Annotated in this window: 23 protein-coding genes and 2 tRNA genes; 9 read left to right on the top strand and 16 right to left on the bottom strand. The window is 47.9% G+C overall.

Annotation, left to right across the window (positions count from 1 at the left end; all coding sequences use genetic code 11):
• Positions 1-14 precede the first annotated feature (14 nt).
• Together QFX39_RS02465 and QFX39_RS02470 are read right to left on the bottom strand one after the other, a co-directional pair.
• Positions 15-1,004, bottom strand: coding sequence for a cobalt-precorrin 5A hydrolase (locus tag QFX39_RS02465; protein WP_300477227.1), 990 nt, complete (start codon positions 1,002-1,004; stop codon positions 15-17).
• Entirely contained in the window at positions 1,001-1,897 is an 897-nt protein-coding gene (locus QFX39_RS02470) for a cobalamin biosynthesis protein (RefSeq protein ID WP_300477228.1), read from the bottom strand. The genes QFX39_RS02465 and QFX39_RS02470 overlap by 4 nt, the downstream gene beginning before the upstream one ends.
• Positions 1,898-1,995: 98 nt before the next feature.
• On the opposite strand from QFX39_RS02470, the gene QFX39_RS02475 reads away from it, so the two are divergent.
• Together QFX39_RS02475 and cdc6-1 are read left to right on the top strand one after the other, a co-directional pair.
• Positions 1,996-2,463 carry a DUF2299 domain-containing protein gene (locus QFX39_RS02475; RefSeq protein WP_300477230.1) on the top strand — a complete coding sequence of 156 codons (468 nt, stop codon included), beginning with the start codon at positions 1,996-1,998 and terminating at the stop codon, positions 2,461-2,463.
• Between the two features lie 797 nt (positions 2,464-3,260).
• On the top strand, positions 3,261-4,409 hold the full coding sequence (gene cdc6-1, locus QFX39_RS02480) for an ORC1-type DNA replication protein Cdc6-1 (protein WP_300477232.1): 1,149 nt from the start codon (positions 3,261-3,263) through the stop codon (positions 4,407-4,409).
• On the opposite strand, the gene pyrB is transcribed toward cdc6-1, so the two are convergent.
• The 6 genes from pyrB to QFX39_RS02510 all read right to left on the bottom strand — a co-directional run bounded on the left by pyrB (position 4,392) and on the right by QFX39_RS02510 (position 10,221).
• Positions 4,392-5,318 (bottom strand): aspartate carbamoyltransferase, encoded by a 927-nt coding sequence (gene pyrB / locus QFX39_RS02485; protein WP_300477234.1) that lies wholly within the window; start codon positions 5,316-5,318, stop codon positions 4,392-4,394. The genes cdc6-1 and pyrB overlap by 18 nt on opposite strands.
• A gap of 9 nt (positions 5,319-5,327) precedes the next feature.
• Positions 5,328-6,059: a tRNA (adenine-N1)-methyltransferase gene (locus tag QFX39_RS02490; protein WP_300477237.1), complete on the bottom strand. Its 732-nt coding sequence runs from the start codon at positions 6,057-6,059 to the stop codon at positions 5,328-5,330.
• A gap of 11 nt (positions 6,060-6,070) precedes the next feature.
• Positions 6,071-8,275: a DEAD/DEAH box helicase gene (locus QFX39_RS02495; protein ID WP_300477238.1), complete on the bottom strand. Its 2,205-nt coding sequence runs from the start codon at positions 8,273-8,275 to the stop codon at positions 6,071-6,073.
• Between the two features lie 143 nt (positions 8,276-8,418).
• Positions 8,419-8,739, bottom strand: a complete 321-nt coding sequence (locus tag QFX39_RS02500) for a DUF5400 domain-containing protein (protein ID WP_300477239.1) — start codon at positions 8,737-8,739, stop codon at positions 8,419-8,421.
• Between the two features lie 10 nt (positions 8,740-8,749).
• The gene (locus QFX39_RS02505) at positions 8,750-9,547 is read right to left on the bottom strand and encodes a DsrE family protein (RefSeq protein WP_300477240.1); all 798 of its coding nucleotides are present in this window, start codon (positions 9,545-9,547) and stop codon (positions 8,750-8,752) included.
• Between the two features lie 2 nt (positions 9,548-9,549).
• On the bottom strand, positions 9,550-10,221 hold the full coding sequence (locus QFX39_RS02510) for a DUF169 domain-containing protein (RefSeq protein ID WP_300477241.1): 672 nt from the start codon (positions 10,219-10,221) through the stop codon (positions 9,550-9,552).
• 114 nt (positions 10,222-10,335) lie between these two features.
• Between QFX39_RS02510 and QFX39_RS02515 the strand changes: the two genes are divergently transcribed.
• Positions 10,336-11,844 (top strand): GAF domain-containing protein, encoded by a 1,509-nt coding sequence (locus tag QFX39_RS02515; protein ID WP_300477242.1) that lies wholly within the window; start codon positions 10,336-10,338, stop codon positions 11,842-11,844.
• A 26-nt stretch (positions 11,845-11,870) separates the two neighbouring features.
• Here QFX39_RS02515 and QFX39_RS02520 read toward each other — a convergent pair whose 3' ends face one another.
• The 5 genes from QFX39_RS02520 to QFX39_RS02540 are packed head-to-tail and all read right to left on the bottom strand — an operon-like array spanning position 11,871 to position 17,038.
• Positions 11,871-13,052: an aconitase X catalytic domain-containing protein gene (locus QFX39_RS02520; protein ID WP_300477243.1), complete on the bottom strand. Its 1,182-nt coding sequence runs from the start codon at positions 13,050-13,052 to the stop codon at positions 11,871-11,873.
• Between the two features lie 21 nt (positions 13,053-13,073).
• Positions 13,074-14,450: a DHH family phosphoesterase gene (locus tag QFX39_RS02525; protein WP_300477245.1), complete on the bottom strand. Its 1,377-nt coding sequence runs from the start codon at positions 14,448-14,450 to the stop codon at positions 13,074-13,076.
• Positions 14,416-14,817, bottom strand: a complete 402-nt coding sequence (locus QFX39_RS02530; protein WP_013294852.1) for a 30S ribosomal protein S15 — start codon at positions 14,815-14,817, stop codon at positions 14,416-14,418. The genes QFX39_RS02525 and QFX39_RS02530 overlap by 35 nt, the downstream gene beginning before the upstream one ends.
• Positions 14,817-15,380 carry an XTP/dITP diphosphatase gene (locus QFX39_RS02535; protein ID WP_300477247.1) on the bottom strand — a complete coding sequence of 188 codons (564 nt, stop codon included), beginning with the start codon at positions 15,378-15,380 and terminating at the stop codon, positions 14,817-14,819. The genes QFX39_RS02530 and QFX39_RS02535 overlap by 1 nt, the downstream gene beginning before the upstream one ends.
• A gap of 38 nt (positions 15,381-15,418) precedes the next feature.
• Positions 15,419-17,038, bottom strand: a complete 1,620-nt coding sequence (locus tag QFX39_RS02540; RefSeq protein ID WP_300477248.1) for a bifunctional N(6)-L-threonylcarbamoyladenine synthase/serine/threonine protein kinase — start codon at positions 17,036-17,038, stop codon at positions 15,419-15,421.
• Positions 17,039-17,140: 102 nt separating this feature from the next.
• Here QFX39_RS02540 and cobT point away from each other — a divergent pair, with 102 nt between their 5' ends.
• Together cobT and QFX39_RS02550 are read left to right on the top strand one after the other, a co-directional pair.
• Positions 17,141-18,211 (top strand): nicotinate mononucleotide-dependent phosphoribosyltransferase CobT, encoded by a 1,071-nt coding sequence (cobT, locus tag QFX39_RS02545; RefSeq protein WP_300477249.1) that lies wholly within the window; start codon positions 17,141-17,143, stop codon positions 18,209-18,211.
• Between the two features lie 24 nt (positions 18,212-18,235).
• The gene (locus QFX39_RS02550) at positions 18,236-18,874 is read left to right on the top strand and encodes a hypothetical protein (RefSeq protein ID WP_300477250.1); all 639 of its coding nucleotides are present in this window, start codon (positions 18,236-18,238) and stop codon (positions 18,872-18,874) included.
• Positions 18,875-18,954: 80 nt separating this feature from the next.
• Here the strand turns inward: QFX39_RS02550 and uppP are convergent, their stop codons facing one another.
• Together uppP and ilvE are read right to left on the bottom strand one after the other, a co-directional pair.
• Positions 18,955-19,785, bottom strand: coding sequence for an undecaprenyl-diphosphatase UppP (uppP, locus tag QFX39_RS02555; protein WP_300477251.1), 831 nt, complete (start codon positions 19,783-19,785; stop codon positions 18,955-18,957).
• Positions 19,786-19,845: 60 nt separating this feature from the next.
• Entirely contained in the window at positions 19,846-20,766 is a 921-nt protein-coding gene (ilvE, locus tag QFX39_RS02560; RefSeq protein WP_300477252.1) for a branched-chain-amino-acid transaminase, read from the bottom strand.
• Between the two features lie 109 nt (positions 20,767-20,875).
• Here ilvE and QFX39_RS02565 point away from each other — a divergent pair.
• From QFX39_RS02565 to QFX39_RS02575, 3 genes are all read left to right on the top strand, one after another.
• Positions 20,876-20,947 (top strand) — tRNA-Val (locus QFX39_RS02565).
• A 23-nt stretch (positions 20,948-20,970) separates the two neighbouring features.
• Positions 20,971-21,042, top strand: a tRNA-Val gene (locus QFX39_RS02570).
• Positions 21,043-21,204: 162 nt separating this feature from the next.
• Entirely contained in the window at positions 21,205-21,831 is a 627-nt protein-coding gene (locus tag QFX39_RS02575) for a DUF11 domain-containing protein (RefSeq protein WP_300477253.1), read from the top strand.
• A gap of 74 nt (positions 21,832-21,905) precedes the next feature.
• Here QFX39_RS02575 and QFX39_RS02580 read toward each other — a convergent pair whose 3' ends face one another.
• Positions 21,906-22,673 (bottom strand): restriction endonuclease, encoded by a 768-nt coding sequence (locus tag QFX39_RS02580; protein WP_300477254.1) that lies wholly within the window; start codon positions 22,671-22,673, stop codon positions 21,906-21,908.
• Between the two features lie 97 nt (positions 22,674-22,770).
• Here QFX39_RS02580 and surE point away from each other — a divergent pair, with 97 nt between their 5' ends.
• Complete coding sequence (surE, locus tag QFX39_RS02585) at positions 22,771-23,547, top strand: 5'/3'-nucleotidase SurE (protein WP_300477256.1); 777 nt, start codon at positions 22,771-22,773, stop codon at positions 23,545-23,547.
• Positions 23,548-23,728 lie beyond the last annotated feature (181 nt).

The following is a 23,728-nucleotide window of genomic DNA, read 5'->3' on the forward strand; positions in this document are numbered from 1 at the left end:
TTATATCATTTGGGTTAAAAAGTTTTTGGTGTCCCTGAAACCGCCACTGCAACCGCAACTCCTGATGATTTTGTTTTTCTTATAACGAGTTTTGATCCGGTTCCTGCACTTTTAAGAGCCGCGGCTTCACATACACTTCCAACACCAAATTTTTCGTTGACAAAATCTGAAAATGAGTGCGTATCCTGTGATCTGAGCTCCTTGAGGGGTATGATTTCCAGGGGGACCCCCAGATCCTCTGCTGCATCAATTATCCCCCTTTCATCTTTCTTCATGTAACCTGTTGCCAGTGCATCGATCCTCTCGGGGGGTAGCTTCAAGAGACCAAGTGCTTCCACAATTGCACCGGTTACCCTGGCGGATTCAACTCCCCTCCTTGTCCCTATACCCACTGAAACCTTGAGGGGAGCCAGTTTCATGACCTCAGAGTTACAGTGGGCCCTTACAATCTCATCTCCATCCCTCAGGTACCTGTAGGTTCTGGACAGTTCACCATCAATTAGGGGTTCCAGGTTCCTTGATGAGTGCAGTTCCACAGTGTGCCCATTCACAATTGAGGAATTGAAGTGCTTCACGAGGTGCCTGTCAAGTATCACATAAAAGTATCTTGCTGCGAAGCTGTCAATTCCCACAAGACCATTAACATCAGTTGATGTTGTTATAATGGGGTTTGCGTTGATTATGTCTGCAATTTTGACTGCAAAATCGTTTGCACCTCCTGCATGTCCCGAAAGGAGACTTATGACATTCTGCCCCATTTCATCAACAACAATAACTCCTGGATCAGAGAATTTGTTTTTAAGGAGCGGGGCGATCTTTCTCACCATTATACCTGCTGCCATTATACCGATTATCATGTCGCTTCTGGAAAACACCTCCCTGAAGTCTATATCCCTGTGGATTATTTCAACTGAAAGAATTGTGGGATCATCCTTAAGACCTGTCTTCAGGCTCTCACCAAGTTTCCTGCCATTTTCTGTGAGTGTCAGTATACTCACTCTCATGGTATCACCAGTATTATTATTCCTGTTGCAGACACGATGAACAGGACAAGAGATATTGAACTCAGTTTCAGCGCATCTTTAAGCTTTTCAGTTGAAAGTAACTCTCTGGGATCCCCCAGAACATATACTCCTGGTTTTTCCAGCTGAACAGATAGTGCTCCGGCCGCTGCGGCCATTGTGAATCCTGAGTTTGGACTGGGAGTGTGTCTGGCGTCCCTGAGGAGTATCCTCAGTGAATTCTTCCAGTTCATGGACAGGAAAAACGCTGCAAGAACAATCATAAAACCTGTAACTCTGGATGGTATGTAGTTAAGTATGTCATCAAGTCTGGCAGGGAACCATCCCAGGTCCCTGTTTTCGTCATCAAGGTATCCAACCATTGCATCAAGTGTATTAACGGCCCTGTAAAGGAATGCTCCTGGAAGTCCAAGTAGGATGAAGTAAAAAAGAGGCGCTGTAACAGAGTCTGTGAGGTTTTCTGTGAGTGTTTCAATGGTTGCTGAGATTATCTGCTCATCTGTGAGTGTGGTGGTGTCTCTACTCACAAGATAGGAAAGTTTCTCCCTTGCCTCATCAATGCTGTTATCCAGTGATCTTCCAATATCCAGGGCAGATGTAAAGAGCATCCTTATGGATATTACCGTTGACAGGAGCACTGCAGCTATCAGAGTGTATAGGGGTTCATTCAGGTACCCTATGAGTAGGGCCGGTGCTGTGAATACCGAGACAACCACCAGAGTCATTATTATTCCTGATAGACGCGTTTTATTGAGTATTCCTTTCATCCATGTTATGATTGAGCCCATGTGTACAACAGGGTGAAGTATGGTTGGGGGTTCTCCGAGTATAATGTCAATTAAAACTGCGAGTAACAGGACAGGGATTTCATTCATGTTTTCCCTTTTTGTTGTGATTCATTATATACCAGTGACATGTAATAATTTCACCATGTTATATATTCATGGATAGATATAATTAGTTGTGTGATACCATGCCAGAGAAGAAGATAAAGAAATGGCTTGAGGAGGAGGGTTTTCTGAGGATGGAGGTCCCTGACGAAAACGCCTCGTTCCATTATGTGATAAACTATCCAGAGGATCATGTCATTGATATCATTCAGCCCACTGGAAAGAACGACATGATTCTCATAGCCTGTGCAACCAGTGTCAGTCCGGAGCACCAGTCAGGTATACGGGCCCTCAGCATGGAGAAAAGGACTGAATTCATATGGAAGGTTCGTTTTACCCTGAACAGGTTTGGAGTTGATTTCCAGCTTGATCATCCAGAGAACGTTCTGAACAGTTATCTTGTAACCTCTGAGATATTCTCTGATGGCCTCTCAAAGGACAGGTTGATTTCAAGTATAAAAAATGTTTTCAGGGCTAAACTTCATGTCATGTGGATGATACAGGAACGCTTTGGTGAGGATAAACCTGAACACGACAGCATGTATGTGTGAGGTTCATTTCCAGTGAAAAATATCTATGAAGTGCTTCTGAGCATCTGGGAGAGATAGATTTCAACTGTAAATTTGTTTTTTGCACCATGAATCTGGTTTGAGGGACATCTATTTCAAGTGTAAATCTGTTCCAGTACATTTATGGGGCATGAGTGAGAGGTGCATTTCAACTGTAATTTACACATAATACTGATGGAAAGTGAGAGAGAGGTGAGTTTCAAGTGAAATCTTTGTTACAATATTAAATTTTAGAATTAACACGTGACATTGATTTCAACTGTAAAATTGTTGGATGTTCCTGGTCAGACACACCTGGGAAATCCTATCCCTTACATTGGCTACATTCAAAAATGCATGTCTTCAACATAACAGTAACCAGATCCTGTATTTACACTTGAAATGCATGTCTCCCTTTCAGTATCCCAGCATTTCAGGAATCGTTACACTTGAAATGCATGTCTCCCATTCATGGATAGATGGACAGATAATCGTTACACTTGAAATGCATGTCTCCCATTCACATTCAGGCAGACTGCCAGAGCAAATTTACACTTGAAATGCATGTCTCACTGGCCTTATTATGAAAAGGGTTGATATTAATAAAAACTTTTATCTAAGAGTTAGAATAAGAAAATTTACACTTGAAACTTATCACCTCGCTTATTGGGTGATCTGAAGGGGCACTGCCAGTATTAAAAGGAAAACCTCAAAACCCTAGGGACTGTCATTCCAGTTTTGAGGCCCTTAAAATAAATTCAAGCAGCAGTTTTCTCTAAAACTTTATTTGAAGTGGTACTATGAATATTTTTGATGAGATAGGGGACAAAGAATCTGTTTTTAAGGATAAGAAATATCTCGACCACAGGTTTCTACCTGACAGGCTGCCTCACAGGGAGGAACAGATACGTTCAATAGCCAAGTACTGGGTTGAAGCACTGAATGGAGTCACACCACCGGACATAACAATATATGGAAAAACAGGTACAGGGAAAACTGCGGTTGCCAAATTCGCCATGAAACAGCTCAAGGAAGCATCAAGGGACTGTGATGTTAACATAAGGACGGAGTACATTCGCTGCACAGATTACACAACAGAGTATCAGGTCATAGCAAGGCTCTGCCAGCAGCTTGGTCGTGATGTCCCCTACCGTGGCTGGACAAAGGCTGAGATAGTCAACACATTCAGGAACATGTTCAAGAAAAATGCCTTTGGCCAGGACATGATACTCCTTGTTGTCCTTGACGAGATAGATATACTCCTGAGGAACGATGGTGACGGCCTGCTCTACACCCTCACAAGGACAGATAATGTCTCCATACTATCCATAAGTAACTACGTTGAATTTAAAAAATTCATAAAACCACGAGTAAGGAGCAGTCTGAGGGACAGGGAGATAGTCTTCCCACCCTACGGCGCCCAGCAGCTTGTTGATATACTCGAGGAAAGATCCAAACTGTCCTTCAAGGAGGGTGCACTTGATGACGATGTAATACCCCTCTGCGCAGCACTTGCAGCCAAGGAGGAGGGTGACGCAAGGTATGCCCTTGACCTTCTCAGGACCGCAGGTGAAATTGCAGATGAAAGGGATTCAGATATGGTTAAGGGGGACTTTGTGAGGGAAGCCAAGGACTACATAGAGCACAACAAGATCACAGACATCATACTGACTCTACCCAGCCAGCAGCAGAGGGTCCTTGAGGCGATACTCTACCTCACAAAGAGAAAGGAGGAGATAACCTCAGGAAGGCTCTATGAGGTCTACAAGGAGATATCAAAGGGTGATTCAGTTTCATACAGAAGAATATTTGACTTCATAAATGAACTCGAAATGCTTGGACTCATATCAACCAACACGGTCTCTAGGGGAAGGGGAAAGGGACGCACCAATATCATAGACCTCCAGTGCGAAACTTCACTCCTGGAGGACTCACTCTGGGGAGTCTGATCTTTCTCTTATCAGCATCTTGAGAAGAGCCATTCTCACAGGCACACCGTAGAATGCCTGCCTGAAATACATCGCCTGTGGAAGCGAATCAACCTCAGGGGATATTTCATCTATCCTTGGAAGCGGGTGCATTACGATGAGGTCCCTATCGGTGACCATGTCTCTGTCTATATGATAGGCCCCTCTGATCCTTGAATATTCCTCTGGGTCTGGAAAGCGTTCCTTCTGTATTCTTGTAACATAGAGGACGTCCACATCATCTATAACATCATCCAGCCTCTCGGTCTCTGTAACCTCTACACCACTACCTTCAAGGTCATGTATGACACTGTCAGGCATTCTGAGCTCAGGGGGCGATACAAAACTCATTCTCACACCGAAAACAGCAAGTGCATAGGCCAGTGAGTGCACTGTCCGGCCATACTTCAGGTCCCCCACAAGTGCAACATTGAGGGATCCTATTTTACCAAAGAACCTCTTCATTGTGTAGAGGTCAAGGAGGGTCTGGGTGGGGTGCTGACCTGCCCCATCACCGGCATTGATAACCGGAACATCCACAATGTCTGAGATGTAACGGGCAGCCCCCTCAAGACTGTGCCTTATCACAATTGCATCGGAGTAGCCTGAAAGCATCATTGCGGTGTCGGTCAGACTTTCGCCCTTGGTAGCGGATGTTGCGCCTGTATCTGCAAATCCAACCACACTGCCCCCCAGCCTCTTCATTGCAGTTTCAAATGAAAGTCGTGTCCTTGTTGATGGTTCATAGAACATCATCCCAAGTATCTTTCCTGTAAGAACACTGGAGGACCTTTCTCCAGATGCAACTGGCTCCATCTTTTCTGCTTCCCTCAGAATGAACTCTATATCATCCTTTCCAAAGTCCTTTATTGAGATAACATTTTCAAACATCAAATCCCTCTAGACCTTTCTCATGAATGTGAGGTATCCTGTGTGTCCGACCATTCTGGTCCTGGGGCGTGTACCCTTCCTCCTGACCTCAATTTCACGTTCAATTATCTCGGATGTCCTCATATCTGCAAATCCCAGCTTTGAGCCGACCCTGTGCAGAATTTTAACCTGTTCAATGTAGGGGTTGTAGAAAACTGCCCAACCCCCTCTAATAAGGGATTCATGCAGATCCTCCATAAGCTCCCATGGCTGGGGAAGATCCAGGAAGACCAGGTCCAGGTCATCCTCATCTATACCCTCCTTTATGTCCCTGTTTTTGACCACAATATTCTTAAATCCGAAGTCCCTGATGTTCCTTTCTGCAACCTCTGCAAAGTCCTCCCGTATCTCATAGGTTGTAACATGCCCTGATTCACCCACCACATTTGCCAGGTACATTGCAACTGTACCTGCCCCTGTACCTGCATCAACAACCCTTGAGCCGTTCACTATCCCTGTGTATGCACAGATCATCCCTATGTCCTTGGGAAGGAGGATGGAGCACCTCCTCTCCATGAGTTCAAGGTAATCTGAAAGGCTGGGTTTAAGGACATACACCTCCCTTCCAAGGTGGGTTCTGAGCACATCTCCTGGTCTGGCCTCCTCTATCATCCGGGACTGGATGATTCCCATGTCACTCTGAAAGTCCTCCCCTGTCTTCAGGAGGTACTTTTTACCCCTTTCATCCATGAGTATACGCAATTGATCACCCTCTAATTTTTTTCTGAATCTCTGAATTCTGCTTCAATAACCTTTCTGATCTCGGATGCTATCCTTTTACCGATTCCCTCCACTTCCATGAGCTCCTTCTCTGATGCGTTCATAACAGCTTCAACCGAACCGAAACTTTCAAGGAGCCTTCTGGCATACTTGGATCCAATGTAGGGAAGTGACTCCACAATGAAAAGCTGCTTTTCCTGGAGGGTGAGGGGTTTCTTATCTGTCCTGATACGCATGTCAGGTTTTCCCTCCCTCTGTTCCCTCAGGGCTATCCTCCTTATCATTGCAGCTGTATCTGCAGGGGACCTTGTGGGGATTATGGGTATTCCAAAGTCCACCGCAACGGATGCAAGGGCACCCCTCACAGCATCTGGGTTCATGAAGCCCGAGTAGAGGTCATCACCCTCTATTATCATCACAGGGCGCTTGAAGTTTTCCACCATCTCCCTGGCCTGTCTGTAAAGTCTCTTATCCATAATTGACCCCAGGAAATCCTGGGTGGTTTTTCTTTCAATCACAGTGTCATCGCTGACCTGATAATCACCCACAGAGAGTGTTCTGAGTTCAAAGTCCACCCCAATCTTCCTGAGCTCCCTGAGGACCCTTGAGTTAACCTCACGAGAATCCACGTAGATGAATGGTCTTTCACCATCAGTTTCAGGAAACCCAAGGGGCGTCAGTTCAATTTTCATGGAACCCCCCCTGAGGCTTTCCTTCATGTTTTTTTCCTTCCTTATACTTGAGTAATAGTAGGCCTCGTCCCGGGTTTTCTCAGTCATGAGGACAACCATTCTTCCTGATCTTCTTCTTCCTGTCCTTCCCCTCCTCTGTATCATCCTTATCTCTGATGGGACAGGCTCGTACATGACCACGAGGTCAACTGAGGGTATATCTATTCCCTCCTCTGCCACGCTGGTTGATATGAGAACATCGTGGTTTCCCATCCTGAATGACTTGATTATATCCCTCTGCTGTTTCTGGGTGAGACCCTTTTCACCGCTTCTACTGTTCTGACCATAAAATTTAACGGCGTTTATTCCCTCACGTACACAGCGCTGGTATATTTCCTCAAGGGTGTCACGGAACTGGGTGAAAACTATTATTCTTGAGTCTCCGCCTTCAAGTTCCTTTCTGAGTATTTCAATGAGTCTGTCAAGTTTCGGGTGTTCAACCCCTGAAACAGAGGCCTTCCTGGTGAGGTACATGGCCCTTGTGAAGTCAGGGTCCATAATGAGGCTTCTGGCAGCCCTTGTGTTCTTCTTTTTAAGTCGGGTGAGGTATCTGAGAAGCGGATGGATCCCCTGGGTTTCAAGGAGTTCAAGGGCGTGCTCAACATTTATTGAGGCTGCTATGAGTGATATGGCCCTGTAACATGATTTTGGAGGATTTGATGAGCGGGCGATCCTGTTCTGAACACGGCCCCTGGCCTTCAGGAGGTCCCTTTTACCCACACTCACAGTCTCTATAACTCCAAGGTTCTTGAGCATCTTCAGACGCGTCTTTAAAACCTTCTTCAGGAGGTCCCTTATCTCCTCAAGTTCAGGCTGCATCTTAACCCTGACCCATTCTATCCTGATGGGCTTGAGGTAGGGCCTGACATCCGGGTCCTTTTCTGTCTTCACAACCACCTCGTTGAGGAAGAGGTTACTGCAGACGGTTTTTATTTTGTCCTCATCTGCACCCGGGGAGGCTGTCAATCCAAGTATAAGGGGGTTTTTCGCGGTCTGCATATAAGTGGATGCAAGGAAGACGTAGGAGTAGGAACCAACGGCACGGTGGCACTCATCAAATACCAGGAGTGAAACGTCGCTGAGGTCGTACCTCCCGGCCAGGATATCTGATTCTATTGTCTGGGGTGTTGCAGATATGACCCTGGACTCATTCCAGCGCCTCACCCTTTCCTCAGGGTTTATACTCCCTGTGAGTGACGTGCATGGTGCGAGAAGGAACTCCCGTAAGCTCTCCTCATGCTGTATGGCCAGCGGTTTGCTGGGTGATAAAATGAGTACTCTGGACCCCCTGTATTTCTGCAGCCTCTCTGCAGCAACCAGAACGGCAACAATGGTTTTTCCAAGGGCCGTGGGAGCCACTATCATTGAGTTACCCTTCTTTAGGACGTCTGCTGCCAGTAACTGCTGGTAGGTCCTCGCCTCGACTGTCCCCGGTTTTATCAGTGGGTGCTCTATGTACCTTGCCATGGTCTTCTATCTGGTGATCAATTTATTTAATGATTTAATCATGGCATCGGCTGTTAATGCATATGCTGGAGCGAGATGTAAAGTAGAATTAAATTTCTGGTACCCACAGGGGAAATAAAAAATAGAAATTAGGGGACTTAAAATTATGCAAGGACTGATGCGGCTGCAAGCACCGCCGCTGTGGTCATGGTGCTGAGGTGGCATGCGTATAGGGGAGAGGTCTGGAAGTTATCCCTGAGTACAGGGAAAAACTGGGTGTAGGCTGATATACCCGCCAGGAGCTGGAGGGCCACAGCAGGATAAATGAAATTTCCACCACCCGTCACAAGATTCAGTCCTGTTGCAATGAGCGCAAGGATGAGGACCCCGAAGTGGGGTGCCATCCTCATCCCCATTATACGGAATGTTATGAAACCTGAGGGGATCCCTGCAAGTAGCAGAGCAAGCACAATAACCTGATACATCCTATCACCTCTAGAAGTTAACTACGGCGTACTTGGGGTCGCTGAGGAGTGTTATGAACGTTGCGGCCCCAGCGATTTTACATCCTTCTGTTATTTTATCTTCTGTGAGCCCCCTGAACTGGGCGCTCATCTCGCAGACATAGACTTTAGCACCCATTCCAATTACCTCCTCCATGAGTTCATTGAGGGCAGGGAAGGCAGGGTGTTTAACCTTTGCTGCTGCGCCCCTCCTGGCAAGGCTCACACCATCCATCAGAAGGAACACAGTGACGTCCTTACCCATGCTCAGGGCGGCCTTTGAGAATATGAATGTGGCGTAGGCCCTCTCCGCATTACCTGTTCCATTGCTCTGAATAACCAGGACCCTGTCCCTTCCTCTGAATTCCTTTTTCTCGGTCTTTTCTATTTTTTCAAGTATAAGGCTGGTATTTGATTTTTCTATCACCCTGGCGTTCATTTCAGGGGCTGAAACCGCAAGGTCATCGATAACGTCCTCACTTCCGGACTTTATTTTTATCCTCATCCCCGGTTTCATTGATGATAGTTTTTCGCCTACGATTATAAGGGGTCCAGGACAGGTTTCACCGGTGACGTCCACCTCTTCAATCTCTCCACGTGAAATATCAACCACCACACCATCAGGTCCCTTTTTAGCAGAATAATTCATTCCGTACCTGGCTGCAACCTTTTGAATCTCTTCATAGTTCTCCCTGAGTATCAGCTGGAGGTTTTCCTGGCCATTCTTCAGGATGTTGTCTGTGATTATGGCTGCAGCGTACCTGTTTACTCCTCTGAGGTTGATCCTCATGTTTACCCCCATTTATCCCTGAATTTTCTGAGGGCATCCACTATTCCCTCAAGTTCCTCTGCAGGGACTCCAACTGCAAGTTCCTCTGGCTTTATTCCGGCATATTTTCTTGACCCGTTGCATCCCATTGTAATGTTTGGAAGGCCCCTCTGGATGACCGCAGCCACTGCATCTGCACAGAGTGACTGTATACCTGAGTAGTCCCCTGTGATTCTGCCACCCCTCTCATGGAGGTATGCCTGGCTGAGTCTCAGTGCCTGGGCAGGTTTGAGTATCAGCACAACCACGTCGGGTTCAAAGTCAGCATCCTCAAGTGGAGCGTACTCTGAGGCATAATATTCCTCATCTAGCATTGGCACAGCCTTCACGGTTTCATGGGCCGCTTCAGGGGTGCTGTAGTTTCCGAGTTTGTGGTACATGCTCCCATCTGCAACAGGCGCTGGAAGGCTGCAGAGGCCCATGGCAGCGGCGCCACCCTTACAGAGGTGTTCCTCTGCTGTCGCATGGCCCTTCATCCCCTTTAATCTGGCCTCCTGTATGAACTCGCAGTGCCTCCTTTTTTCAAGTCTGGGACCTGATGTTTCTTCATCTGCCTTAACAAGTTTGACAGCCACGGGGCTGCCCTCCATCTGCAGGAGTTCTTTGAGTTCACCCGCGATTTTTTTGTAATCCATACAACCACCTCAACATTATAGTATAACTATACAATAAAGTATAAAAAACTTATATTTAAATATTTCTATAAAATTATAATTCATGGTTATACCATAGGTAAATGGGGTGAGGTCTTGGAGAAACTTTCTGAAACCGAGAAGCTGATAATGTCCTACCTTGAATCGAACCCGCCAGAGGAGTGCATGCTGGATAAGATAACCAGGGGAATAAACCGCAGCAGGGCCACCGTACTCAAATACCTCCACATCCTGGAGGCAAGGGGCCTTGTGACCTACAGGATGGTGGGGAGAAGTAAACTATGGATGCCAACAAGGGATGCAGATGTTAAGTCAGTGGAGTACCGGGATGACACCTCAAGGGACCCGGAGATCATAAAGAATGCCTCGGAGATTCACCAGACACTTCTCAGGCTCCTGGAACTTGAAAGAAAAATAGATGACCCTGATAAACTGGTTTTCACAGTGAACACACTCCTTGACATAGTTGTATCCAATGAATCATTCAGGAGAATATTCCCCGGCGCCAGAAACCTTGAGGATATCATGGACAGGGAAAGTATAATACTTCTTGAAAGCAAAATGCATGCCCCTGGTAAAATACAGGCGGATCTCAGGGGAAGGGATGGTATAAGGAGAACCTACAGCCTCTTCATAAGCCCAGTGAATAACTTCTGGGTGATTATCGCAAAGGATATGGCAAGCTCATCATTCTCAAAGAATGAACTTGAAGTCCTCCTCACAATCACAAGGCTCAGGACATCATCCGATAGCCTGGAGGACTTTCTTGGGTCTGCAAGGGAGGAACTGGCAGGAGTTCTGGATATCAAACAGATATCAGTGGTCCTGAGAGATGCATCAGGTTTAAACAGGGTCTATGACCATCCATCATCAATTAAACTTGAAGAATTTGATTATTTCATATACAGAAGCATCGAAACACTTGAAACTGTCTCATGGAGCTCGAATAAGGGTCTCATGTTGTCGGTTCCCCTCATAACAGAGGAAAGGGCAAGGGGGGCAATGATACTTGAGGTCTCCGATGACTCCATATCATCCAGGGCACTTGAAATCATGGAAATGTTTGCCGATGAGGTCTCAGAGTACATTGAACTTGAGAGGCTCAGAAGGGAGAACGATGAATTTATAAGGACACTCCTTGCAATGAACAAGGTCTCTGAGATTATAAACAGCAATGAGGAAGAGAACAGGATACTTGAGAAATCAATTGAAGCGGTTATAGATACCCTTGAATTCGAAATGGGATGCATCTACCTCATGGAAGAGGAGAAGGAACTCAAACTCAGGGTCCAGAGGAACCTGCCCGAGACCCTCAGCCGGATGTGCATGGCAGGGGTATTCACGGACCTCTTCAGCAGATCGATTGAGGATGAGCGGGTAATATATATAACCGCCGAATCCCCTGAATACCGCATCATACACGATTCAATACGTAAAAATAATATAAGGACTATCTTAATGATCCCAATCAGGTTTTCAGGGAAAATAATCGGGATACTGAACCTTGCAAGTTACAGTGTGAAGCCCTATAACAGGATAAGCCTTGAAAATATCTCATCCATCGGGCTTCAGCTTGGAAGTGCCATCAGAAAAATAAAGGGTTAGAGTGCCGGGCAGTTATTTCAGGCAGTTTACAATTTAAGGAGATTCATCCAGTCATCATAGACTGCATCAAGGCCGCACATACCCGGGACATAGTTGGCTGCCTTTGCAGAGTCAACACCAAGGACCTCATAGCCCAGTTCCTCCACAGGAGCCACCACCATGCAGGTGTCGGATACAACCATTCCCCCGGCAGCCTCTATCACATCTGTGTAGCCCATACGGTCCGCGGCACTTTTTATGGCTGCAGATGTGCATACCCAGAGATCACAGTCAGCGCCCCTTTTACCCACAAAGGAGGCTATCCTTCTTATCTCATCAAGGGAGCAGTGGGGGCATCCAAGGCAGATTAAGTCAGGACTATCAGAGGTTGTGGAAAGTTCTTCGCGGGCCTCTGATATGTCATCAGCATTCACACTGATCCTCTCGTCTGCATCCTCCATGGAAGCATCCCTGTACTCAGGTGTTATGCCATCAACATGGTAGAGTGCAACAGCACCTGATGACGCCATGGCAGCTCCAAGGGCCTTCAGATCCTCGGGCGCTGGTAAACCCCTTATTTTAAAGTACGGGACACCCTCCCCTGCAATTCGACCTGCAATGTAACCGAGGGCACCGTAGTCTGCACCTGAAAGGTCACACTCCACCTCAACCAGGAGGGTGGCCTTTCTGTTTTCATCAAGGTGGTAACCGTATTCAGGTGTCCTTCCGCATATTGCAGCTGCAAGCGCCCCCGGGCCGCCCTCCCTGTTTGTCCTGGCACCGAGAACCGAGTTTGCATAGGACACCGCAGATGACTCTGACCATGCAATATGGGACCCCCTGAGGGGCACGTTCCCTATGAGATAGGGGGTGCAGGTGCAGGTGTTCATAACATCCATTGATGAGTAGGCTTCCACTATTCTGAGCTGTCTCCTGGCAAATTCCTCTGAGAAACCCATCTCCCTCCATCTCTCCAGGTCCATGCCGGCAGGGTTGAGTGTACTCTGGACCCTGACCCTGGCACCACCATCACTCAGGTCCTCCAGGTATTCAAGGCCTGCGTCCCCTATGGTCTTGTAGGACACGCCTGAGATCTGGGCGGATGATATTTCAACCATCCTCTCAGCCCCGTAGATGTCACCCAGGGCCACCAGTATCTCCATACTTTTCTGGACGGTTTCACCGAATTCGCCGTCATACATCTTCTCTTCGATTCCATCAAGGTACATAATCAACACCAATGGCAGCACTCACGATTTAATCTGTGCACCGGTTATTTCATCCACCAGCTGCAGGAAACTCTCCATATCCCTGTAGGGTACCATGGCACCGGCCGCTATATCATGCCCGCCACCTGTACCTCCAAAACTGGATGCTGCATCCCTGAGGGCAGCCCCCAGATTAACACCCCTCTCAACAGCAGGTCTGGTGGTCCTTGCAGATACCTTCACATGCTGGTCCATCCTTGAAAGACCAAGGAGTGGAATATCAGGGTTCAGCAGTTTAAGGGAGAGTGATATGCTTGCTATGGTTCCCATTATCCCCTTAAAGACCTTGTCCTCACTGTAAATGTACTGTATATTTTCCATTACAGTGGAGCCCTCCCTCCTGATCCATGCAAGACCTCTTATGAGCTCTTCACGGTAGTTTTTCTGAAGTTCAAGGCCCACTTCAAGGGCACCTTCACCCTCACCAAGGCATAGTCCTATTCCAATGCCGTATTTACGGTTCTTTCCACAGGCATCAAGAATCCCTGCAAAATCAGACAGGTCACCAACGGCTGGCTGAAACTCCCTTGAAGTAAAAACCTCACCGAATATATCAGTGTTTATCCTTGATAGTTCATCCCTGAGGATGTCCCTCTCCTCGGGTGAGATGTCAGCGTATTTTATTCCATAGGAGACTCCTATACGCTCAAGAAAGCCCCTTGAAGCCTCAATGTCTCCTGTTAATCCGGGGAGGGGAGGATTGAATGTGTATGCAATGGAACGGTAAAGGGGCTCGGTGTATCGTGATGCCAGTTTGAGGTCGCTGTGAACCTGCAGGACCCCTGCTTCAATCGCCTCATCCATTATGAAACGGTTTGCACCTGTGAACCCATCACTGTACTGCATATCGCCCAGGGCTCCAACAAGGGCCAGCTGCCCCGTATTCCTGCTGATGTTCCTGGTTGCCAGGTAGGCTGCCCCCGAGGCGCTGAGGTCCCTGCTTCCATCAAGGCCATGAAGGTGGGGATTGACGTGTACAACGTTGGAATCTGCCTCAAATTCAGAGGGCTGATGATGGTCGGCAACTATGATATCGGCCTTGAGCCTTGATATCTCCTCAAGGTAGGCGCTTCCCATGTCACAGAAAAAGAAGAGGGAGTACTTCTCCCTTCCAAGTTTTTTTATGAACTCCTTCCTGAGTCTTGAAAGGATGGAGATGTGGAACTGGCCGTTTCTTGATGAAATGGCCCGTGCAACAACTCCTGCAGCAGACAGGCCGTCGGCATCGTTGTGGGATATGACCCTTATTATGCTCCCCTTCTCCAGGTGCTCCTCGAGGAGTTTTGAGGCCTCTGACCCCCTCTTTAAGATTGAGTCGGGGAGTTTACTTAACGAGTAGGGCTGCTTTCTGTGGGTCATATCTCCATCCTTCAGGCAGGACACCTTCTCTCACATAGTACTTCACAAGGCGCCTTATCTTTGATTCAACAATCTGCAGACCCCTTCTTGTGTGGAGGTCCTTTGGGTGCTCCTTGAGGTGGTCCCTTATGTTAACAGCCTTTCTTATGAGGTTCATGAGATCCTCAGGGTATTCAGGATTCATACCATGCTTTTCCAGTATCTGGGTTATTTTGAGTCCGGTCACGGCCTTAACGCTTGGTATGCCGTGCTGGTCCCTCAGTATGATTCCTATCCTGCTTGTGGAGTTACCCTCCCTGTATAACTTTACTATGAGATCCTCGATTTCTTCGTTTGAATATTCAACCCATTCAGGTTTTAGAGCCATTAAATCACCTCATAATTTTCAGTATACCACTGTGCAAATTTCTTAAGGGCCCTGCTCCTGTGTGAAAACCTGTTCTTTTCAATGGTACTGAGTTCTCCAAAGCTCCTATCCATACCTTCAGGATAAAACAGGGGGTCAAATGCGAATCCCCTGGTTCCACGCTCCTCAGTACCTATACGTCCTTTCACCACGCCCAGAAAAACCTCGGGTTCGGAGCTGGGGGTGCAGAACCCAACAGCCGACCTGAACTCAGCGTAGCGGTCTTCAACATTTTCCATGAGCTTTAAGATACCTCTGTTTCCAATGGTATCCTGTACATAGGCAGAATAGGGTCCTGGAAACCATTTAAGGGCCCTTATAAATAGTCCTGCATCCTCTACGATAACAGGACCGTCCATGATCCGCGCCGCATGCTCTGCACCGTACCGGGCCACCTCTTCAAGGGTTCCCTGAAGTTCAGGGTAGCCCAAATCAGCATGCTCAAGTTCTATTCCGGTATCATGGAAGATCTTTTCTGCCTCAGATAATTTGTGTTTATTGCCTGTTATAAATGTTACCTTCAATGGGAATCACCTTCGGGTTTTCTCTCATTTTATAAGATTCACCCATCCCTCTCTCTGGTTGTGTATCTACCCCTTGCCTCTATTTCATCTATCTTTGATGAGATATCAGCGTCTGTGAACTTCCTGTAGCCCTCAAGCACGCTCCTGAAACAGTCTGATGCAAGCTGGTAGTGTGTGCTCTCCAGGGATTTTTTCAGCACAAGGAGATCCACCCCCATGTCCTCAATTTCATCTGAGAACATGCCCAGGCCAAAGTCTATGAGGACCACCTCATCCCCCCTGAGGATTATGTTGGACCCTGTGAGGTCTCCATGTATTATACCTGCACGGTGCAGTTTTCCAGCGGCCTCACCGATTTTTGAACAGAGTTCCTTATTTTCAACAGCGTCCCTGAACCTTGTACCATCAATCTCCTCCATGATGATGATTCCCTTTTCTGTATCCACGTCAAAAAGTATGGGTGTGCGTACACCGGCGCTCTTTGCCTGGTTGATAAGGCGGGCCTCCCTCCTTGTCCTGGATGATCTGAGTTTATGGTCGATTTCAGGGATCCTGTAACCCTTTGATATTCTTTCCTTAACAATACACGGTCTTCCCATCCATTCACCGCTGTAAATATTGGCTTCGGCACCCCTGGCCCTGAGGTTTCCCTGAAGTCTGACCACATGTTCTGACTCCCGCATCCAGGGGACATCCACCTCATCTGTCCTGTAGCGCTGCACAACAGATGTTTCCTCTATCCTCTGGGGGCCCTGATGTTTGTGGACAAGGTGTCCCAGCCAGGCTATCATGGCCCCGTTGTCCCCGCAGTATTCAGGGGGTGGCATATGGAAGTCCACACCGTGCTCCCTGCACATGGTCTCCATCATTTCACGGAGCCTTCTGTTGACGGCAACCCCTCCACAGAGAAGGACCTCGCCCTTTTCTGTGTAGGCAAGAGCACGCTCACTGACCTCAACGAGCATGGAGAAGGCTGTCTCCTGCAGACTGTACGCCAGGTTCTCAAGCTTTTCACCGGCCTCCAGTTTCCTGATGGCCGCCGTCAAAAGCCCTGAGAATGAGATGTCCATCCCCTTGACACTGTATGGAAGCTCCACGTACTCTGATGCCTCGGCTGCAAGTCCCTCAATGATGGGACCCCCTGGGTGGCCGAGGCCGGACTCTCTTGCGAACTGGTCCAGCATGTTTCCCACAGCGATATCAAGGGTTTCACCGAACACCCTGTACCTGCCCTGGTTGAAGGCGATGACCTGAGTATTCCCGCCACTCACATAGAGTGAAAGAGGGTCTGATGCACCTGTTGTTAGCCTACCTATCTCTATATGGCCTATACAGTGATTCACACCCACTATTGGTATTTTAAGTGAAATTGCCAGGGTTCTTGCGGCTGTTGCAACTGTCCTGAGGGCCGGCCCCAGACCAGGCCCCCTGGAGAATGATATGAGTCCTATTTCATCCATATCCACCCCGGCATCCTCCAGCGCTTCCTCCACAAGCACAGGTATCCACCTGGCGTGGTGTTCAGCGGCCTCCCTGGGATGTATGCCTCCCCTTTCAGGTATGAGTGGCCTGCCCCTAAGCGAGAGCACCCTTCCACTGTCGTCAACGATACCAACACCTGTCTTCTCTGCGGTTCCCTCTATACCGAGACACAACATTTTATTGATCACCACCGGTTGAGGTGCGTAAGGTCACCAGAACTGTAACTACTTTATTTATTCACGGTTATAACTATTGTATCGGTGAAAAGGTGAATGGCAATGTTTGATGGACTTAGGATTTATGGATCAGGCGACCACCTGGAGGGGGTTCTTGACAGGGAATCCCTCTTCATATGTGCAGTTGCAACAACCGAGACATCAAGGATTCCTGGAATAACAGGGGCCGGGGCCGGTCCAGACCTGACTGAGTACACACCCGCGGCTGATGTTGAACTAATAGTACATGACGCCCCAAGGTGTCTTCCTGAGATACCCCAGACAATTGTGGAGGGTGAATCTGCACCCACACCTGCGGTTATAACAAAGGCCTCCCTTGAACTGGCTGAGGTACCCTTCATGGTTGCGGATGCAGGGGCATCGGTGAAACCCGACGTGCCCTATATAAACATCAACTCAGGGCATGGGGGGGATATAAGAACAGGAAGGGCCGTGGATAATCCTGAGAGAATATATGAGGGGGGATTCATGGTTGGGATGACGCTCTCGAAACTTACAGAGCACCTTGTGGTTGGCGAAAGCACACCGGCCGGTACAACAACCGCCCTGGGAGTCCTGACGGCCCTTGGTTACGACGCTGATTTCAGGGTCAGCGCAAGTCTCCCTGAAAATCCCCACAACCTCAAGAGGGATGTTGTAATGGAGGGCCTAAGGAACGCAGGCCTTAAGAAGGGCGATTGCCGTGAAGATCCATTCAGGGCTGTTGCTGCAGTCGGTGACCCAATGATACCCGCCGTTGCAGGCATGTGCATGGGAAGCAGTGTCCCTGTAACACTTGCAGGGGGGACCCAGATGACCGCGGTGTGCGCCCTCATGAAGGCAATTGATCCTGCATTCGACTTTTCAGACACGGCAATTGCAACAACCATATTCGTTGCAGAGGATGAAACCTCAGATATAAACAGGATCGCTGAACAGATAGGTGAAATCGATATCTACGCAGTTGACCCCGGCTTTGAGAGGGCATCCCACAGGGGTCTTCACGAGTACCTCAATGGTTCGGTCAAGGAGGGCGTGGGTGCCGGGGGTGCAATGCTCCTGGCACTTCTTCATGGAATACCTGTTGAGAGCATAAGGGAGAGGGTTGAGGAGCTCTGCAACACAATACTCTGATTAAGGGGTGATATTCTGTTATCCATGGGCAGGAAGGGTCTGGATGGCATGATACCTGGCCCTCCAATCCTCATGGTAGCAATGCTCCTTTATATTTCAGGTTTTTTACTGGACGCTTCTGGCATGCCACCACCATATGGGTTTCTCAACGGGAATATGGTGGTCCATTTTTCCTCCTTCCCTGGCTTCAGGGAGCAGTTCATTGACTATCTGGGCGCAACAGCTTTCTGGATATTCGTATCGAACATCACCCAGGTACTGATTTTCATATTCACACTGGCAACCACCATTCAGGTTTTGAAGTTAATTGTTCTATCCGGGGCGCTACTCCACAATCTCGTATCCACGTGGGGTTTGAGGGGAGTTCTGATCTATGCAGGTACGGTGCACCTTCACCTTGAGGTTATGGGATGCCTGTTCTCACTGCAGGCCGCCAGGGTTTTTATTGGTTCAATTCTGAAGTCCATCTCCGGAGGCTCGGCAGAACCACTGATAGTTACGGTAAAAGAAAGGCTCCTGTTCCTGATAGTACTGATCTCTATCATATTCGCAATTGCGGCCATTATTGAGGTCTTCTGGAGCACCTGGTGGGTCTATATATTCACAGAGAGACAGGTTTCATGGACCTATTTCCACAGCCATGTTGCCTCTGTGGAGCTGTGAGTTTAATTACAGATTACGAGAAAGAGCTGGTTGCCCCGGCTTATAAGCAAAAATAAAATATGGGAGTTTAGATGGTAAATTCAGATTATAGATGCCCCCATGATCAGTATGCCCAGCACAAAACAGTAGTAGGCAAAAATATATAGATCCCTTTCCCTTATGAGCTTCAACAGGAACTTTATTGCAATGTAACCTGATACAGCGGATGCCACGAAACCTGCAATCATACTGGCACCCAGGAGGTCCATACCTGCACTGATATCCTTCACCTGGATGAGTGCGGCCCCAAGTATGGCGGGTATTGATAGAAGGAAGCTGTACCTTGCTGCAAGCTCCCTTTCAAATCCAAGGAAGAGACCTGCAGATATGGTTGCACCGGAACGGGATATACCTGGGGCTATTGCCAGTGCCTGGGCACCCCCTATTATGAGGGAATCCCTGACACCAAGTTTTTCAACAGGAAGTTTTTCCCTTATCCTTGCGCTGATCCTTTCCGAACCCCACAGGAGAAGACCCGTTACTATAAGGAAAAATCCAACGGCTGTTATGCTGCTGAACAGGGATTCGAAGAAGTCCTTGAACAGTACACCTGCAAGGCCGGCGGGGATGGTACCTATGATGACCATCCAGGCCAGCCTCTTAAATGGGTCCTCCTCTATCCCACGCCTGAAATTGCCCCTGGGAATATCTGTAAGACTTGAGATGAATGACCTTATCATGTGGATTATGTCGCTCCAGAAGTAGGTGACAACAGCCACCAGGGTTCCCACATGGAGCAGGGTGTCAAATGCAAGGCTGGATTTAACACCCATTATTTCAGGTACAAGCACAAGGTGGCCTGAGCTGCTTATCGGGAGGAACTCTGTGAGCCCCTGAAAAATTCCGATTATTATTGCCTGAAGAACATCCATGGAAATCACTTATAACTTTTAACTTATAACTTCCAAGTTTTCACTTATAATGCTGAAATACTAGAGGTAGGTTAACCAGCCGAAGCTGTCCTCTGATTCGGCCCTGATTATCCTGAAGAACTCATTCTGCAGCATCTCTGTCACAGGCCCCCTTCGACCTGAACCTATCTCTATACCATCAACAGACCTCACAGGGGTTATCTCTGCGGCTGTACCTGTGAAGAAGATTTCATCTGCAAGGCAAAGCATCTCCCTTGTAATAGGTTCTTCACGTACAGGGACACCCTCGGCCCTGGCTATCTTCATCACAGAATCCCTTGTTATACCCTTAAGGAGGGATGAGGATACAGGTGGGGTCTGAAGTTCACCGTCGGTTACGATGAATATGTTCTCGCCACTGCCCTCACTGACATAGCCATGGTAGTCCAGCATTATTGCCTCGTCATAGCCATGTCTAACAGCCTCCATCTTGGCCAGCTGGGAGTTCAGGTAGTTTCCACCGGCCTTTGCAAGGTTTGGCATGGTGTTTGGGGCCATCCTCCGCCAGGTTGAAACACCCACGTCCACACCCACCTCAAGGGCCTCGGCCCCCAGGTAGGCCCCCCATTCCCAGGCAGCTATGGCAACCTCAACAGGGCAGTTAACGGGGTGAACTCCCATCTCTCCGTACCCCCTGTAGACAACTGGCCTTATGTAGCACTCATCGAGTCCGTTCTCCCTGACGGTCTCAATTATTGCATCGCATATCTGTTCCTCTGTGTAGGGTATCTCCATCCTGTATATCTTTGCAGAATCAAAGAGCCTCCTTACATGCTCCCGCAAACGGAAAATGGCGGATCCTTTCCTGTTCCTGTAGCACCTTATTCCCTCAAATACTGAGGATCCATAATGCACAACATGTGAAAGTACATGTATAGTGGCGTCTTCCCAATCAACCATTTCACCGTTGAACCATATCTTTCCACTGGCTTCGCATGACATGAGAATAACCTCAGAATGATATTCACTACCTTAGTTATACTCCAAGGTTTATATATTGCCCCCATAACCGGAAAAGTTTATATATGGTAAGACTTTAAAGTCACACTGAGGGCCGGTGGTCTAGGGGTATGATACCTCGCTTACAACGAGGTGGTCACGAGTTCGAATCTCGTCCGGCCCATCTGATTATTGAAGGGTCCTGGGGGGCCGGTGGTCTAGGGGTATGATACCTCGCTCACACCGAGGTGGTCACGAGTTCGAATCTCGTCCGGCCCACTGGATTTATTTCATGAATGCAGCAGTTAATTTTTCATGAGTTCTTAATGATCATCAATCAAGACCTACCACTTTTCAGAACATTTATCACCGGTGAAAAACATAAACTCAATAAAGTGTCGAAATTTTTCTTGTCGATGCTGAACTGAGGGGGGGGTGAGAATGCACAGATTTTTTGTCCTTGCCCTGCTATTCATGGCACTGGGGACTGTGAGTGCCCAGGAAACAGAGGACAATGTACAGATCACCACGGATCTTGCAGTGGATGCAGAATACCTTGATCTTGATGAAAACATTATAAACAGCGCCTCTGTTGGAGATGAGGTCTTTGAGGGAGTGGCAGTCACAAACAATTTACCATCAACTGCAACTGGAGTGAAGGTAACCATCACAAGGAGCAGCAATTATCCCTTTGAATACCTTGAACATGAGGTATCCTGGGACAATGGGGTCACATGGATCTACAATGACCCATCATACAATCCATCAACCAGTGAGTGGACTATAGGGAACCTGCCAGCCGGTGCAGTCTATAAACTCGTTGTACACCAGAGGGCCGTGGCAACTGGAACAGCGCAGTTCACTGCAACCATCTCAGGTGCTCTACCTGATATAAATGCCACCAATAACCAGGATACGGCAACCATCGATGTCACTGAATCATCTGAAGGGCCTGAACAGGTAACAGGAGCAAAAATGGTTCCCATGCAGGAGACAGGCGCATCCGCAGGATTAATCGTGGCAGGGATATTCATCCTTGGCGCGGGGCTGGTTATCTCAAGAAGATAACCATTTATTTTTTGGATCAGTCAGCTAATCTTATTATTCAGTTTTTAAGTTGCAGAGGTCGCTTATTCAGATTACTAGATCAGTATCAGTATGACAAGGAGGAGGAGAGAACTGAAGAACACTATTGTCCCCTTTATCATTATAACGGCACCGTCATCCTCAACAAGGTAGGGTATACCATAGGAGAGGGCGGCGGCAATCATTATCTTCACGATACCCGTGATGCTTGTCCCCAGGCCTGCGGCCATCTGCAGTATGGTTGCAATCAGGAAGGAAACCACCACAACGGTTATTATGAGTATGATGGTGTTCTGCAGAAGACCCCTTATAATGGGGGTAAGGGGCTGGCGTCTTTCCCTCCTTGATAGAAGTCCCCGCTGGGACCCTGTGTGCCCTGTGTGAAATATGGTTGATGGGGGACCGTATACCTCAACTTCCTCCTCGTAGTATTCATCCTCTTCCTCTCCTTCTTCAGGAACCTGAATTTTCTTTGAAAACTCCTCAGCAATTTTTATGAGGCCATTCCTGTCTATCAGCTTCATGTTTCTCTTGACGGCATAGTTTCTGGCCTGGGATGAGAAATCGGATGTTGTAACAATAACTACCTTGGAGGCCTTCAGGGTCTTTGCAGCCATTTCCATTTCCTTTAAAACGTCCATACCAACCTTCCAGTTTTCATCATAGTTTTTACAGGCCACCACAACCCCTATATCCCCGAGGGTGGTGGGGAGAATACCATATATGTCCACTATGTGCTGGGAGGTTCTGAAATCCTTGTAAACCTTGAAACCAGAATCCTCCATGACTTTGGCGATGAAATCCACGAGTTTCTGCTTCTTCAATTCCTCCACCCTCCGGGGTTAGACTTAATAGAGCTATGTTATAAGATATACTTAAAATTTGATATAAATGCTAGCAAAAGGATAGAGATGGTTACCGATGAAGATTCTCATAACAAATGATGACGGAGTGAACTCATCCGGGATTCTAGCGGCCAGGAAGGCTGTTGAAAACCTTGGAGAGACCATTATAGTGGCTCCAGCCACCCAGCAGAGCGGCATAGGTCATGCCCTCACCCTCTTTGAACCCATAAGGGTTAGCGAGGTCACCCTCAGGGACGGTTCAGAGGCCTACGCGGTTTCAGGGACACCAACAGACGCCGTGATAATAGGGATATTCGAGCTGATGGATGAGAAACCTGACCTTGTAATATCTGGTATAAATATGGGGGAAAACCTCGGAAAATCTGAACTCACAACATCAGGGACAATAGGTGCCGCAATGGAGGCGGCGGTTCATGGTGTACCGTCCCTTGCAGTTTCACTCCAGGTGAGGAGGGGTGACATCAAGTTTCATGATGGCCATGTGGATGTGGACTTTTCACTGGCATCTGAGCTGACGGAACGGGTTGCATCCAGGATACTCAGGAAAGGCTTACCTGATGGTGTTGATTTCCTCAACCTTAACATCCCATCACACCCCTCAGGAAACGATATACGTATCACAAGACTTGGGGACAGGATGTACAATGTCCACATCAAGAAGAGACTGGATCCAAGGGGAAGGCCCTACTACTGGATTGATGGTGACCCTGCAGGTAGGGACGCCCCTGGAACAGATGTCCATACCCTGAAGGCTGAAAACACTGCAACCCTCACACCGGTATCCCTTGACTGCACCGCACCCCTTGATTCAATGAGGGGATGGCTTGATTAGTGGCTCGAGATCATCGATAACTCCCTTTGACCATACATCCACGCTTCTGATCTCTGAATATCTCCTGAGTTCTGGCCTAAGAATTTCTTTTTACTTTTCTGGTCGCTTTCTGGTGTAGATGTAATTATTTGGAGGAATTTCTTTTTACTTTGGTCTCCATAATCTGGTGGAGATCTGGGTG

Origin of the sequence: Methanothermobacter sp. (genome assembly GCF_030055425.1) — an archaeon.
In the GTDB taxonomy this organism is placed as follows: Archaea; Methanobacteriota; Methanobacteria; order Methanobacteriales; family Methanothermobacteraceae; genus Methanothermobacter.

What these genes read in the sequence shown, in the direction of transcription:
- QFX39_RS02465 (WP_300477227.1), bottom strand. Translation starts at nt 1,004, where the DNA reads ATGAGAGTGAGTATACTGACACTCACAGAAAATGGCAGGAAACTTGGT.
- QFX39_RS02470 (WP_300477228.1), bottom strand. Translation starts at nt 1,897, where the DNA reads ATGAATGAAATCCCTGTCCTGTTACTCGCAGTTTTAATTGACATTATA.
- QFX39_RS02475 (WP_300477230.1), top strand. Translation starts at nt 1,996, where the DNA reads ATGCCAGAGAAGAAGATAAAGAAATGGCTTGAGGAGGAGGGTTTTCTG.
- cdc6-1 (WP_300477232.1), top strand. Translation starts at nt 3,261, where the DNA reads ATGAATATTTTTGATGAGATAGGGGACAAAGAATCTGTTTTTAAGGAT.
- pyrB (WP_300477234.1), bottom strand. Translation starts at nt 5,318, where the DNA reads ATGTTTGAAAATGTTATCTCAATAAAGGACTTTGGAAAGGATGATATA.
- QFX39_RS02495 (WP_300477238.1), bottom strand. Translation starts at nt 8,275, where the DNA reads ATGGCAAGGTACATAGAGCACCCACTGATAAAACCGGGGACAGTCGAG.
- QFX39_RS02500 (WP_300477239.1), bottom strand. Translation starts at nt 8,739, where the DNA reads ATGTATCAGGTTATTGTGCTTGCTCTGCTACTTGCAGGGATCCCCTCA.
- QFX39_RS02505 (WP_300477240.1), bottom strand. Translation starts at nt 9,547, where the DNA reads ATGAGGATCAACCTCAGAGGAGTAAACAGGTACGCTGCAGCCATAATC.
- QFX39_RS02510 (WP_300477241.1), bottom strand. Translation starts at nt 10,221, where the DNA reads ATGGATTACAAAAAAATCGCGGGTGAACTCAAAGAACTCCTGCAGATG.
- QFX39_RS02520 (WP_300477243.1), bottom strand. Translation starts at nt 13,052, where the DNA reads ATGTACCTTGATGGAATCGAAGAGAAGATGTATGACGGCGAATTCGGT.
- QFX39_RS02525 (WP_300477245.1), bottom strand. Translation starts at nt 14,450, where the DNA reads ATGACCCACAGAAAGCAGCCCTACTCGTTAAGTAAACTCCCCGACTCA.
- QFX39_RS02530 (WP_013294852.1), bottom strand. Translation starts at nt 14,817, where the DNA reads ATGGCTCTAAAACCTGAATGGGTTGAATATTCAAACGAAGAAATCGAG.
- QFX39_RS02540 (WP_300477248.1), bottom strand. Translation starts at nt 17,038, where the DNA reads ATGTTGTGTCTCGGTATAGAGGGAACCGCAGAGAAGACAGGTGTTGGT.
- cobT (WP_300477249.1), top strand. Translation starts at nt 17,141, where the DNA reads ATGTTTGATGGACTTAGGATTTATGGATCAGGCGACCACCTGGAGGGG.
- QFX39_RS02550 (WP_300477250.1), top strand. Translation starts at nt 18,236, where the DNA reads ATGGGCAGGAAGGGTCTGGATGGCATGATACCTGGCCCTCCAATCCTC.
- uppP (WP_300477251.1), bottom strand. Translation starts at nt 19,785, where the DNA reads ATGGATGTTCTTCAGGCAATAATAATCGGAATTTTTCAGGGGCTCACA.
- ilvE (WP_300477252.1), bottom strand. Translation starts at nt 20,766, where the DNA reads ATGTCATGCGAAGCCAGTGGAAAGATATGGTTCAACGGTGAAATGGTT.
- QFX39_RS02575 (WP_300477253.1), top strand. Translation starts at nt 21,205, where the DNA reads ATGCACAGATTTTTTGTCCTTGCCCTGCTATTCATGGCACTGGGGACT.
- surE (WP_300477256.1), top strand. Translation starts at nt 22,771, where the DNA reads ATGAAGATTCTCATAACAAATGATGACGGAGTGAACTCATCCGGGATT.